General features: G+C 57.9%; 10 protein-coding genes. All 10 read left to right on the top strand.

Going from position 1 to position 13,510, the window contains the following annotated elements; genetic code table 11:
* Positions 1-24 precede the first annotated feature (24 nt).
* Positions 25-996: a peptide-methionine (S)-S-oxide reductase MsrA gene (gene msrA / locus AC27IT_RS13745; protein ID WP_005829548.1), complete on the top strand. Its 972-nt coding sequence runs from the start codon at positions 25-27 to the stop codon at positions 994-996.
* 220 nt (positions 997-1,216) lie between these two features.
* Positions 1,217-2,788, top strand: a complete 1,572-nt coding sequence (locus tag AC27IT_RS13740) for a glutathione ABC transporter substrate-binding protein (RefSeq protein ID WP_007786397.1) — start codon at positions 1,217-1,219, stop codon at positions 2,786-2,788.
* A gap of 190 nt (positions 2,789-2,978) precedes the next feature.
* A complete protein-coding gene (locus AC27IT_RS13735; RefSeq protein ID WP_487091848.1) occupies positions 2,979-3,905 on the top strand; it encodes a bile acid:sodium symporter family protein in 927 nt (308 codons plus the stop codon).
* A gap of 179 nt (positions 3,906-4,084) precedes the next feature.
* Positions 4,085-5,005: a M15 family metallopeptidase gene (locus AC27IT_RS13730; RefSeq protein WP_007786394.1), complete on the top strand. Its 921-nt coding sequence runs from the start codon at positions 4,085-4,087 to the stop codon at positions 5,003-5,005.
* A gap of 131 nt (positions 5,006-5,136) precedes the next feature.
* The gene (locus AC27IT_RS13725) at positions 5,137-5,784 is read left to right on the top strand and encodes a TetR/AcrR family transcriptional regulator (RefSeq protein WP_005829556.1); all 648 of its coding nucleotides are present in this window, start codon (positions 5,137-5,139) and stop codon (positions 5,782-5,784) included.
* 227 nt (positions 5,785-6,011) lie between these two features.
* Complete coding sequence (gene accB / locus AC27IT_RS13720; protein ID WP_025847684.1) at positions 6,012-6,548, top strand: acetyl-CoA carboxylase biotin carboxyl carrier protein; 537 nt, start codon at positions 6,012-6,014, stop codon at positions 6,546-6,548.
* Positions 6,549-6,581: 33 nt separating this feature from the next.
* Positions 6,582-8,708 carry a methylmalonyl-CoA mutase family protein gene (locus AC27IT_RS13715; protein WP_487091847.1) on the top strand — a complete coding sequence of 709 codons (2,127 nt, stop codon included), beginning with the start codon at positions 6,582-6,584 and terminating at the stop codon, positions 8,706-8,708.
* A complete protein-coding gene (scpA, locus tag AC27IT_RS13710) occupies positions 8,705-10,888 on the top strand; it encodes a methylmalonyl-CoA mutase (protein ID WP_487091846.1) in 2,184 nt (727 codons plus the stop codon). Before AC27IT_RS13715 ends, scpA begins: the two co-directional genes overlap by 4 nt.
* The gene (meaB, locus tag AC27IT_RS13705; RefSeq protein ID WP_005829564.1) at positions 10,885-11,931 is read left to right on the top strand and encodes a methylmalonyl Co-A mutase-associated GTPase MeaB; all 1,047 of its coding nucleotides are present in this window, start codon (positions 10,885-10,887) and stop codon (positions 11,929-11,931) included. Before scpA ends, meaB begins: the two co-directional genes overlap by 4 nt.
* 21 nt (positions 11,932-11,952) lie before the next feature.
* The gene (locus tag AC27IT_RS13700; RefSeq protein WP_025847690.1) at positions 11,953-13,503 is read left to right on the top strand and encodes an acyl-CoA carboxylase subunit beta; all 1,551 of its coding nucleotides are present in this window, start codon (positions 11,953-11,955) and stop codon (positions 13,501-13,503) included.
* Positions 13,504-13,510 lie beyond the last annotated feature (7 nt).

The following is a 13,510-nucleotide window of genomic DNA, read 5'->3' as shown; positions in this document are numbered from 1 at the left end:
CGTATATTTCAGGAGGCGAATGGCATGAACAGCGAACATTCCCGGTTTGAAACCGCAACCTTTGCAGGTGGCTGCTTCTGGTGCATGGTCAGCCCGTTTGACAAGCTGCCAGGAATTGAAAAGGTTGTGTCCGGCTATACAGGCGGACATGTGGAAAACCCGACTTATGAACAAGTATGCTCCGGGACGACCGGGCATTTTGAGGCTGTACAGATTACGTACGATCCTGCGCTCATCTCCTACGAGGAGCTGCTGCAAATGTTTTGGAGACAGATCGACCCGACAGATGCAGGCGGCCAATTCGGAGATCGCGGACAGTCTTACGCTCCGGCGATTTTCTTTCACACCCCCGAGCAGGAGCGGCTGGCGATCCAGTCACGCGACGAGCTTGCGCAAAGCGGGCGTTTTCAGAAGCCGATTGCGACCTTGATTTTGCCTGCCAAGCCGTTTTACCCGGCGGAGGAGTATCACCAGGACTACTACAAGAAAAATCCGCTGCGCTATCAGTATTACAAGGCGGCGTCCGGCAGGGCGAAGTTCATCAAGGAAGCGTGGCGCGACAAACAGAAGCAGGAAGAACTGAAAAAGAAACTGACGCCGATTCAGTACGAAGTGACGCAAAACAACGGCACGGAGCGCCCGTTTGCCAACGAGTTCTGGAATCACAAGGAAGAGGGCATCTACGTCGACATCGTTTCCAACGAGCCGCTGTTTTCCTCGCTGGACAAATTCGATGCGGGCTGCGGCTGGCCGTCTTTCACGAAGCCGCTGCAAAGCGAGAACGTTACCGAGCACATTGACCTGTCTCACAACATGATTCGCACAGAGGTGCGCAGCAAGCACGCGGACTCCCATCTCGGGCACGTGTTCGAGGACGGCCCGGGGGAAAACGGCTTGCGCTACTGCATCAACTCTGCGGCGCTGCGCTTCATTCCAAAAGACAAACTGGAAGAGGAAGGCTTCGGCGAGTATAAAAAGCTGTTTGAAAACAAATAACGCCAGTTGCTGTTCTTTGCGCATCGCGAGGATCGGGCCGCCATTCTCTGTGGATTTTTTGGGGAAAGGCGGTCTTTTTGTACAGTTTAAGAATGGATAAGATTCTTATCCAGTATAAGGGCAACGAAGGCTGCGGCAATGGCTTGGCGCAGCCAAGTTTTCTCATCCAAAACAAGCGCGCCTCACAGGCTTACATGGAAAGGATGCGAGAGAGTCCACCATGATCCGAAAGAGACTTTTCCACAGCTTGCTTGGACTGCTGCTCGCAGCGACGATGCTTGCGGGCTGTTCCATGGGGGTGGAACCGCCTGCGGAAAACGAGAGCCCGCCACCAAAAGCGGGGGCTGAGGGAGGCACCTTGGTCGTCGCCCGCATGTCTGATGCGACCAATCTCGACCCGCACTTCATTTCTACCATCAATGCAGCCAGTGTGGTGCACCAAAAAGTTTACGAGGGGCTGGTCAAGCGGGATGCCAACATGGTGATCGCGCCGCAGCTTGCCCTCTCCTGGAGGCAGGTGAACGACCTGGTGTGGGAGTTCAAGCTGCGTCAGGGCGTGTTCTTCCACGACGGTACGCCGTTTGACGCTGCAGCGGTCAAAAAGACGCTGGACCGGGTGATGGACCCAAAAACGGCTTCTCCGCGGGCTGCGATGTTCGACAAGATCAAGGAAGTCAAAATCATCGACCCGTACACGGTGCAGTTTCTTTTGGAAAAGCCGTTTGCGCCGCTGCTGTCCATTTTGGCCAGTCACGAAGGCAGCATCATCAGCCCGAAAGCCATCGACGAGTACGGCCGCGAGCTTTCCGCGCACCCTGTCGGGACAGGGCCGTTTCTGTTTCGCTCCTGGGAGCCTGGCCGGCAGATCGTGCTGGACAAAAACCCGCACTATTGGGGCGATCAGCCGAAGCTCGATCGCGTCGTCTTCCGTGTCGTCGCCGACGACACGAAGCGGATTGCGCTGGTCGAAAACGGCGAGGCCCATGTGGCCGAGTCCATTCCGGTGCAGGACATCGAGCGGCTGTCCGCGTCCAATCGTCTGCGCGTCTACCGCAGCGAGGCGTTGGGCACGGAGTTTATCGGGTTCAACGTGGCGGCGGGGCCGCTGCGCGATCTCCGCGTCAGACAGGCGATCAGCTCTGCCATCGAGACGGGCGCGATCATCAAAGGCGTGTACAACAACGTAGGAACGCAGGCCAATTCGCCGCTCGGCCCGAAAGTGTTCGGCTACAGTCCTTCCGTCAAAAGCTATCCGTACGACTTGAACAAAGCGCGGGAGCTGCTCGCCAAAGCCGGCTATCCGAACGGCTTTTCCATCCGCATGCTGACCTATGACCGCAACGACCGCGTTACGGTCGCGCAGGTGATCCGCTCGCAGCTAAAAGGAATCGGGATTGATGCCAGGCTCGAAGTGGTCAGCTACGCCGATTTTGTCACGCAGATCGAGAAGACGAGGACGCACGAAATATTCGTCAGCGGCTGGGGCAATGCGACAGGCGATGCGGACTACAATCAGTACAACCTGTTTCACACCCAGGGCGGCGGGGCCGGAAACAGCTTTCAGTACAGCAACCCGGAGCTGGACAGGCTACTTGACGCCGGAAGAGTGGAGACAGACCCGGCCAAAAGGCTTGCGATCTACGCCAAGGCGCAGGAGCTGGAGCTGCGCGACGCTTTGCTCGTACCGATCCGCAACCTGGAAAACCTCGCCGTCATCAGCACGGACATCCAGGGCTTTTCCATCAGTCCGGCAGGCTATCTGATGCTCGATCAGGTGAGCTTGCAAAAATAAAAAAGGCGGCAGCACGGCGCACGAAGTGGCTGTGCTCTAGGGCGGAACCCGAGACGCGCAGGCTATAGCTGTATAGGTTTTAAGTATAGATAGAATGGTCGAAAAGGATAGAAGAATCAAAAAACGTGCAGTATAATCAAAAATATTTTAAATAGCCGTAAAACATAGAGAAAGAGTAGGAGAGAGAAACATGCATACTGTGGAGAGAATCAGCAAGTTTGTCGGCAGCACGTTTTCGCTATGGGTGATCCTGTTTGCCATTCTCGGTTTTTTCATGCCGGAAGCGTTCGTCGGAGGAAAAGGCTACATTTCGTTTTTGCTCGGGAGCATTATGTTCGGGATGGGGCTGACATTGTCGTCCGAAGATTTTCGCGAAGTGTTTCGCAAGCCAGTCGATGTGCTGATCGGCGTCGTCGGCCATTATTTGATTATGCCTTCGCTCGCGTTCATCCTCGCGGTTACGTTGCAGCTTCCGCCTGATATTGCCGTCGGCGTCATTTTGGTCGGCTGCTGTCCAAGCGGAACGGCGTCCAACGTCATGACCTATTTGTCAAAAGGGGACGTGGCGCTCGGTGTGTCCATCGCTGCCGTGTCCACACTGATCGCGCCGATTGCCACGCCTGCGCTCATCTCGCTTTTGGCCGGCAAGTGGATGGCGATTGATGCGAAGTCGCTGTTTCTCGATATCGTCCTGGTTGTGATTGTGCCGATTGTACTCGGTGTCATCGTCAAGGCGTTTTTCGGCAAGCAGGCGGAGGCGAGTGCAAAAGCGCTGCCGCTCGTATCCACCATCGCGATTGTGCTGATCGTGGCGATCGTCGTCGCCCTGAACAAAGGCAAGATCGTCGAAACGGGCATGATGATTTTCGCAGTCGTCATCTTGCACAATGTGCTCGGCTACTTGCTCGGCTATTTCTTCGCCAAGCTGTTCGGGCTGAACCTGGCCAAGCGCAAAGCGGTCACGCTGGAAACAGGGATGCAAAACTCCGGTCTCGGCGCCGCGCTTGCAGCCGCTCACTTCAACCCGCTGGCAGCCGTGCCGAGCGCCATTTTCAGCGTCTGGCACAATCTGTCCGGGTCGGTGCTCGCTACGTACTTTGCGAAAAAAGAAGAATAGTACGTATGACAACCGATCGCTCGGGGTGGCATGATGATTTTTTGCCGATACAGACAACGTTCCTGTAACGAAACGGGCCCGATTTATGTCATAATGGGTACGTACTTCCGCTTTGCAGGACGTACCCAACACCTTTTGGGCTGACTTTGTAGCCGGGCCCGATTCGAAAGGACGTCAAGATGAAACGTTTTGCCAATTGTACAAACCATCCGATCATACTGGTAACGGCAGCGCTTCTTGCGCTGTCGGGGTGCAGCGGCTTGGCCGGGCCTGCTCCGCAGGAAAAAACGGCTCCGCCCGCGACAGCGCCGGAACAGACGAAGCAGAAGAGCGTAAAGCCAGAGGAGAGCAAGCCGGCGGATCAGCAGCCGGCACCTTCTGCAAAAACCGCGCCGCCGGCCGAGGCCAAGCCGGATGAGGCAAAGCAAACCGAAGCGCAACCGCCGAAAAAGCCGCCTGCCACAGCGGCCGCAGACACCGAGGCGATGCTTGCGGATATCGAGGTAGTCGCCGAGCCAGCGAGCATGGCCGTTCTCGTCAACAAGCAGCGCAAGCTCCCGGAAAACTACACGCCAACCGACCTCGTTTTCCCGAATGTGCCTTACCTGCTCCCGAAAAAGAGCGAGAAGCGGAAGCTGCGCAAAGAGGCAGCAGCGGCACTGGAAGCGTTGTTTGCTGCGGCGAAAGCAGACGGAGTCTCGCTTGCGGGCGTATCCGCCTACCGCTCCCACACCTATCAAAAAGCGCTGTTCAACCGCTACGTGCAAAAAGACGGAGTAGAAAAGGCGCGCACGTACAGCGCCGTGCCTGGCACGAGCGAGCATGAGACGGGACTTGCGATCGACGTCTCCGGCATCGACGGCAAATGCGCCGCGACGAGCTGCTTTGCGGACACAAAAGAAGCGAAGTGGCTTGCCGAGCACGCTCAGGAATACGGCTTTATCATCCGCTACCCGGAAGGCAAAGAGGCGATTACCGGCTACATGTACGAACCGTGGCATTTGCGCTATGTCGGGACAGAAATCGCCAAGGAAATCAAAGCGCAAGGCATCACCCTGGAAGAGTATTTGGGCGTGGTTCCAGCTTCCGCAAGCGAATAGCGATCATCCGCAAAACGCGACGCCGATTTTTCGCCCGATGAAAAATCGGCGTTTTTCCTGCCCGGCTGCTGTTCGCGCAATCTGCCATTGAGAAACGGATTTCTATGCTATAATGATCTCGGGTGAAGATAATGAGCGAAAAATCAATCAGAGAACGAATCATCGAAACATCCATGCGCCTGTTCGAAGCACATGGCTACCACCGGGTGACCGTCGACCAAATCGTCAAGGAAAGCGGAACCTCGAAGGGAGGATTTTATCACAACTTCAAATCCAAGGATGAACTCCTCTACATCATTCACGACCAATTCATTACGTACGTTCTGGAAAAGGCAGAGGAAGCTTACGAGAAATGGGATACGCCGACGGAACGCCTGCAGGCGATCGTAAAATCGTTTGTCATGATGATTGATCTGTACCGCTCACAGGTAACGATTTTTTATCAGGAAAGCCTCTTTTTGACCCCGGAATATTTTACGGATATTGAAACGAAGCGGGATCGCTACAAAAAGATCATGTTTACGGTCATCTCGGACGGGATTCAGTCAGGCGAATTTCGGCCGGAGCTGCCTGTGCCGATCGTCTCCATGGCGATTTTCGGCATGGTCAACTGGATTTACAAATGGTATCAAAAAACAGGGACGTACTCGATCGAGCAGATTGCGGACATTTACGCCGACATGGTGCTGCATTCCGTTTTGAAGCCCGAGGCGATGGAAAATCCGGCGTTCAACCGTTTTTTCCTGACGTCTGGCGACACGCCGTTCAAGTCGTTTTAAAGCAGGAGGGATCAGGCGGCTACTCGCCGTTTGCTGGCAAGAGAGCAGGGGCATAGTCGCTTCACGGTCCGCTTAAAAATGTATCGCGCAGACTGACTGGTTGGTCTGTACTATTATTCAGATATTTGCTATAATCAGCAAAAGACCAACTGGTCGGTCCAGTAGACACTCCACAGACCAACCAGTCGGTTCGTAAAAGACAGACTCGGAACACGGGAGGAATAAGTGTGCTGACGATCTATGAATTGAGAGAACTTGTAAAGCTGTTGGAGCAGACGGACATAGAATCGCTCGAAGTAAAAGACGAGGAATCCCGCCTGCGCATCAAACGACGCACGAATGAGACTGCGACAGCCGACAAAGCGGCCTACGTGCAAAAGACGGAGCCTGGCAAAAAAGCGGCTGCGGTCGTTGCCTTGCCACAACCTGAAAAAGCGCCTGTCCAGCAACCGAAGCCGCAACCTGTGGCTGTAGCTGTAGCAGAAAAAGTCGCTCCGGCCGCAGTCGCTGAACAGACGGAAAGTTTGCACAAAATTACCTCCCCGATGGTCGGGACCTTCTATGCCGCTCCGGCCGAGGATGCTCCGCCGTACGTTTCCGCGGGCGACCGCGTAGAGCCGTCAAGCATCGTTTGTATTGTCGAGGCCATGAAGCTGTTTAACGAGATTGAGGCAGAGGTAAAAGGGGAAATCGTTCAAGTACTGGTGGAAAATGGTCAGTTGGTTGAGCATGGTCAGCCGCTGTTTCTCGTAAAGCTTGCCTAGAAGGAAAGCGCGATTGAAGGGAGGTCTGGACAAGTGAACAAAGACACGCTGTTTACGCAATTTCCCGTGCCGACGTACGAGCAGTGGCGGGAAGCGGCAGAAAAATCGTTGAAGGGCGCGTCATTCGATGCCAAACTGTTGACCAAGACGTATGAAGGAATCGTCCGCCAGCCGATCTACCGGACGGAAGATGTCGCAACATTGCCACAGCTAGACGTGGAGCCGGGCCAGGCGCCATTTGTCAGGGGAACGAAAAGTCCGTACGGAGGCGGCGCACAGCGCTGGGAGGTCTGCCAGGAGATGACGGCCTCGGACGCCAAGTCGTTTAACGAAACGGCCCTCGCGGATTTGGCTCGCGGACAAACGATGCTGCACCTCGTCCTCGACCGGGCGGCACGGGCAGGACTGGACCCGGATGAAGCGCTGCCAGAAGACATCGGAGCAGGAGGCGTCTCGCTTTTTTCCGTGGAGGATTTGGCTGAGGCGCTGCGTGGACTGAACCTGGAGGAACTGCCGATTTTCATCCCATCCGGGCCGCTCGGCTTGCCAGTGTTTGCCCTCGTGTTGGCTCATCTGGAAGCGAGCGGGTGCAAAGCCGGAGAACTGCGCGGCTGCATCGGCCAAGACCCGGTGGCAGCGCTGCTCGCAGATGGCGAGCTTCCGTACTCGCTGGACACGGCGTTTGCCGCCATGGCGAAAATGACGCGCTGGGCGAGCGAGCATGCGCCGCAGCTCAAAACGATTCTCGTCCAAGGCAACGCCTACTACGAAAGCGGCGGTCATGCGGTTGCCGAGCTTGCGTTTTCGCTGGCGACGGGCGTTGACTACATCCAGGCCATGCTGGAGCGCGGGCTGTCGATTGAGGAAGCGGCGGGCCGGATGCAGTTTTCTTTTTCTATCGGCTCTGACGTGTTCATGGAAATCGCGAAGCTGCGGGCCGCGAAAATGCTCTGGGCGAACATCGTCGCTTCCTATGGAGGCTCGGCCGAGGCGCAGAAGATGAAGATTCACGCGCGGACGGCGGCCTGGACGAAAACGGTGTACGATCCGTACGTCAACATGCTGCGCGCGACGACGGAAGCGTTTTCAGCGATTGTGGGGGGGGTCGACAGCTTGCATGTGTCCGCGTTCGACGAAGCGATCCGTCCGGCAACCGATTTTTCCCGACGAATCGCGCGCAACACGCAAATCATTTTGGAGCAGGAGGCCCATCTGGCGAAGGTGGCAGACCCTGCCGGCGGCTCCTGGTACGTGGAATGGCTCACCGATGAGCTGGCGAAAAAAGCGTGGGAGCTGTTTTTGCAGGTAGAGGAAAAGGGCGGTATGCTCCGTGCGCTTGCGACAGGCTTCCCGCAAGGTGTGATTGCAGAGAGCGCCGCGCGCAAGGAAAAAGATATCGCCGAGCGCAAAAGCCGCATCGTCGGCACGAACATGTATCCGAATCCGTCCGAGCAGCCGTTGCCGCAGCAGGCGGCACCTGCCCTGCATGAACAGCGCATCGCCGCGCTGCGCGCTCATCGGGCGAGAAAAGCGCCGTCTGCGTTTTCCGAACGGCTGGCAAAGCTCGCGCACGACGCAGAAGAGTGGGTCGGCCATGCCGTACAGGCCGCGCTCGCCGGAGCGACCATAGGCGATCTCGCCAAAGCGTTGACCCGCTCCGGGCAAACAGCGACCGTTATTGCCCCGCTGCGCACGCACCGCGCGGCCGAGGCGTTTGAAGCGCTCCGCAAGCAGGCGGACGCATATACGCACAGAACCGGGCAGCGCCCGAGCGTCTTTCTCGCGGCAGTCGGCCCTGTGGCGAAGCATAAGGCGAGGGCGGATTTTGCCGCCGAGTTTTTTGCCGTCGGAGGCTTTGCGGTTTTGCGCCCGCAAGCATACGGCACTGCCGCAGAGGCCAAGGAAGCGGCGCTCGCCTCCGGAGCCAAAATTACCGTCATCTGCTCCGACGATGCGAGCTATCCCGAGCTGGTGCCGCCGCTCGCCCAGGCGCTCAAGCAGGAAGCTGCCGACATGACCGTGCTGCTTGCCGGCTTGCCTGACGCCGAGCAGTTGACCGCGTACAAGGCGGCTGGCGTAGATGACTGCATCCATTTGCGCTCCAATTGCTATCAGATGCTGCGAGAACTTCAGGAGCGGACAGGAGTGAGCTCACGATGAACAGACCTGATTTTTCCAAAGTGCCGTATCGTGGCAGCCGGGACATTTCCGATCTGTTTCCAAACCATGTGGCATCCGCCGAAGCGAAAAAGCTTCTGGATGAGCAGATTTGGCAGACGCTGGAGCAAATTCCCGTCAAGCCTCTCTATACAAAAGAAGACGTGCAAGGCATGACGCATCTCGGCTACATGCCGGGCTTGCCGCCGTATTTTCGCGGGCCGTATCCGACGATGTACGTGACGCAGCTGTGGACGGTGCGCCAGTATGCCGGCTTTTCCACGGCGGAGGAGAGCAACGCCTTCTATCGCCGCAATTTGGCGGCCGGACAAAAAGGGCTGTCGATTGCCTTTGACCTCGCGACGCATCGCGGCTACGATTCCGACCACCCGCGGGTCGTCGGCGATGTCGGGAAGGCCGGGGTGGCGGTAGACTCGATTCTTGACATGAAAATTTTGTTCGACGGGATTCCGCTGGACAAAATGTCTGTCTCGATGACGATGAACGGAGCGGTGCTGCCGATCATGGCGTTTTACATCGTGGCGGCAGAAGAGCAGGGCGTCTCGCAGGACCAGTTGACCGGAACGATCCAAAACGACATTTTGAAGGAATACATGGTGCGCAATACGTATATTTATCCGCCGGAAGCGTCGATGAAGATCATTTCCGATATTTTCGCCTACACCTCGAAGCACATGCCGAAATTCAACAGCATCAGTATTTCCGGCTACCACTTGCAAGAAGCGGGCGCGACGGCGGACATCGAGCTGGCGTACACGCTGGCAGACGGGCTGGAGTACGTGCGCACAGGGCTTGCCGCTGGAATCGACATCGACGCATTCGCGCCACGCCTGTCGTTTTTCTGGGCGATCGGCATGAACTACTTCATGGAGGTCGCGAAAATGCGGGCAGCCCGCCTGATCTGGGCGAGCCTCATCAAGCAGTTCAACCCGAAAAACGAAAAGTCGATGGCGCTGCGAACCCACTCGCAGACGTCCGGCTGGAGCCTGACGGAGCAAGACCCGTACAACAACGTCGTGCGGACGTGCATCGAAGCGATGGCGGCGGCGCTCGGACATACCCAGTCGCTGCATACGAACGCGCTCGACGAGGCAATCGCGCTGCCGACGGACTTTTCGGCCCGGATCGCGCGCAATACGCAGCTTTTTTTGCAGGACGAGACGCAGATTACGAAGGTCGTCGATCCGTGGGCAGGCTCGTACTACGTCGAGTCGCTGACGGCGCAGCTCGTGGAAAAAGCGTGGGCGCACATCGAAGAGATCGAAGCGTTGGGCGGCATGGCCAAGGCGATTGAGACGGGCCTGCCGAAAATGAAGATCGAGGAAGCGGCAGCGAGACGCCAGGCGCACATCGACTCGGCGAAGGAAGCGATCATCGGCGTAAACAAATATCGGCTGGACAAGGAAGACCCGCTGGAAATTCTCGAAGTCGACAATACGGCGGTGCGCGAGGCGCAAATCCGGCGGTTGCAGGAGCTGCGCCAAAACCGCGACGAGGCGAGAGTGCAGGCGGCTCTGGCGGCGATTACGGAGTGCGCGCGCACAGGCGAAGGCAACCTGCTTGCGCTGGCGATTGAAGCGGCGCGGGCACGGGCTTCGCTCGGGGAAATTTCGGACGCCTACGAAAAAGTGGTCGGCCGCCACAAAGCGGTCATTCGCTCGATCAGCGGCGTCTACAGCTCGGAATACGCGGATGCGGAAGAAGTGGCAGCCGTGCGCAAGATGGCGGACGAGTTCGAGCAGTGGGAAGGCAGACGCCCGCGCATCATGATCGCCAAAATGGGCCAGGACGGGCACGACCGGGGCGCGAAGGTGATCGCGACTGCTTTTGCCGACCTCGGCTTTGACGTCGACATCGGGCCGCTGTTCCAGACACCGGAGGAAACAGCCAAGCAAGCGGTGGAAAACGACGTGCATGTCATCGGCTTCAGCTCGCTGGCCGCAGGGCACAAGACGCTGCTGCCGCAACTCGTCGAGGAGCTGAAAAAGCTCGGGCGCGAGGACATCGTCGTCGTCATCGGCGGGGTCATTCCGCCGCAAGATTACGCGTTTTTGCGCGAGCACGGCGCTGCTGCCATCTTCGGTCCGGGTACGGTGATTCCGGTAGCGGCCCAGCACGTTTTGCAGGAGATTGTGCATCGGCTGGAGGCTGCTGGCCTATGAGCGCAGGTGGAGACGGCAAGGCTTCGCTGAACTTTTCCTCCAAAGTCCGCCTCCCGCGCCTCTCCGTCGAGCAGTACGTAAAGGGCGTGCGCGAAAACAACCGGACCGTGCTCGCGCAGGCGATTACGCTTGTCGAGAGCAACTCCGCCGCCCATATGGAGATGGCCCAGGAGGTTATCCGCCAGCTTTTGCCGCACACGGGAAATTCGATTCGCATCGGCGTGTCCGGCGTGCCGGGAGCGGGCAAGAGTACGTTTATCGAAGCATTTGGCACGATGCTGTGCGAAAAAGGCCACCGGGTCGCCGTGCTCGCGGTCGATCCGAGCAGCACGGTGACGCGCGGCAGCATTCTCGGGGACAAGACGCGGATGGAGCTGTTGTCGCGCAATCCGCAGGCGTTCATCCGGCCGTCCGCGACGGGCGGGACGCTTGGCGGCGTCAACCGCAAGACGCGGGAGACGATGCTGATTTGCGAAGCGGCAGGTTACGACGTGATTCTGGTCGAGACGGTCGGTGTCGGGCAAAGCGAGACGACGGTCAGGTCGATGGTCGATTTCTTTTTGCTGCTGATGCTGACGGGAGCCGGCGACGAGCTGCAAGGCATCAAAAAAGGCATCATGGAAATTGCCGATGCGCTGTTGATTCACAAGGCAGACGGGGAAAACCGCACCCGCGCGCTGATCGCCAAGGGCGAATACAACCGGGTGCTGCACTACTTGCAGCCTGCGACAACCGGCTGGGAGACAAAGGCGTACATGTGTTCGTCCGTGACTGGCGAAGGGATTCCCGAGATATGGGACGTCATCGGACAGTTCCGCGAGACGACCGTGAAGTCAGGCGGCTTCGAGGCCCGGCGCAAGGCGCAACTGCTCGACTGGATGCACAGCATGGCGCAGGACTATTTGCGCGCGACGTTTTTCGGCAATCCGCAGGTCGCGCAACTGCTGCCGGCGATTGAACAGGCTGTAGCCAGCGGAGAGCTGTCGCCGACGAGCGCCGTTCAGCAACTGGTGGCAGTCTACGAAAAAGCGATCATGAAATAGGGACAGGAAGAAGGTCGGACGATGAGCGATATGTACGAAAAAATCGACGAATTGATGGAACGCAAATTCAAAATCCAGTTGGGCGGCGGCGATGCGCGCATTGATGCCCAGCACAACCGCGGCAAGCTGACCGCCCGCGAGCGGATCGAGTTGCTGCTCGACCCGGACACGTTCGTGGAGCTGAATCCGTTTGTCGAGCACCGGGCCACGCACTTTGGGCTGGACCAGATGGAAGCGCCCGGCGAAGGCGTCGTGACGGGCTACGGCAAAATCAACGGGCGCCCCGTCTACTTGTTCGCGCAAGATTTTACCGTGTTTGGCGGCGCGCTCGGAGAAATGCACGCGATGAAAATTGCCAAGGTGATGGATTTGGCGGCGAAAAACGGCGCTCCGTTCATCGGGCTGAACGACTCCGGCGGCGCGCGCATCCAGGAAGGCGTCAGCTCGCTTGACGGCTACGGCACGATTTTTTACCGCAATGCGATCTACTCCGGCGTCATCCCGCAAATCTCGGTCATTCTCGGCCCGTGCGCAGGCGGCGCTGTCTACTCTCCGGCGATTACCGACTTCGTGTTCATGGTGGAAAAGACAAGCCAGATGTTCATTACGGGTCCGAAAGTCATCGAAACGGTGACGGGCGAGAAAATTTCCGCGGAAGATTTGGGCGGCGCGCGGGTGCATTCTTCCGTCAGCGGCAACGCCCACTTCACGGCCGAGTCCGAGCAGGAGGTGCTCGAAAGCGTGCGCAGGCTGCTTGGCTTCCTGCCGCAAAACAACCGCGATCGCGCCCCTGTGGCGGAAGCGGAAGTCGGCAAGGACTGGCAGGAGGAACTGTTGGAGCTGGTGCCTGCCGAGAGCACTAAAGTGTACGATGTGCGCAAGGTGATCGAAAAAATCGTCGACTTCGGCGACTTCATGGAGGTGCAGCCGAACTTCGCCCGCAACATCGTCATCGGACTGGCCCGCATCGACGGACACAGCGTCGGGATCATCGCCAACCAGCCGAAGGTGATGGCTGGAGGACTCGACATTCATTCCTCCGATAAGCTGGCGCGGTTCATTCGCTTCTGCGATTGCTTCAACATCCCGCTCTTGACCTTCGAGGACGTCTCCGGCTTTTTCCCGGGGATCAACCAGGAGCACGGGGGAATCATCCGCCACGGCGCGAAAATTTTGTACGCCTACTCGGAAGCGACCGTGCCGAAGATCACCGTCATTTTGCGCAAGGCATACGGCGGAGCTTACGTGGCGCTCAACTCCAAGTCGATTGGCGCCGATATCGTCTACGCCTGGCCGAATGCGGAAATCGCCGTGATGGGACCGGAAGGCGCAGCCAATGTCATTTTTGCCAAGGAAATCGAGAGCAGCGAAGACCCGGCAGCGACGCGCGCGGAAAAAATCGCGCTCTACCGCGAGAAGTTCGCCAATCCGTACGTCGCAGCCAGCCTGGGCATGGTCGACGATGTGATCGACCCGCGCGAAACTCGCCTGAAGGTCGCCCAGGCGTTGGAGATGCTCCGCAACAAGCAGGAAGAGCGTCCATATAAAAAGCATGGGAACATCCCATTGTAAGAGGGGA

It is taken from the genome of Brevibacillus sp. YAE8, assembly GCF_057543335.1.
This window is presented reverse-complemented; position numbering and strand designations above follow the sequence as displayed.

Excerpts from the sequence above, each read along its gene's own strand:
- msrA (WP_005829548.1), top strand. The coding sequence starts at position 25 with ATGAACAGCGAACATTCCCGGTTTGAAACCGCAACCTTTGCAGGTGGC.
- AC27IT_RS13740 (WP_007786397.1), top strand. The coding sequence starts at position 1,217 with ATGATCCGAAAGAGACTTTTCCACAGCTTGCTTGGACTGCTGCTCGCA.
- AC27IT_RS13735 (WP_487091848.1), top strand. The coding sequence starts at position 2,979 with ATGCATACTGTGGAGAGAATCAGCAAGTTTGTCGGCAGCACGTTTTCG.
- AC27IT_RS13730 (WP_007786394.1), top strand. The coding sequence starts at position 4,085 with ATGAAACGTTTTGCCAATTGTACAAACCATCCGATCATACTGGTAACG.
- AC27IT_RS13725 (WP_005829556.1), top strand. The coding sequence starts at position 5,137 with ATGAGCGAAAAATCAATCAGAGAACGAATCATCGAAACATCCATGCGC.
- scpA (WP_487091846.1), top strand. The coding sequence starts at position 8,705 with ATGAACAGACCTGATTTTTCCAAAGTGCCGTATCGTGGCAGCCGGGAC.
- meaB (WP_005829564.1), top strand. The coding sequence starts at position 10,885 with ATGAGCGCAGGTGGAGACGGCAAGGCTTCGCTGAACTTTTCCTCCAAA.
- AC27IT_RS13700 (WP_025847690.1), top strand. The coding sequence starts at position 11,953 with ATGAGCGATATGTACGAAAAAATCGACGAATTGATGGAACGCAAATTC.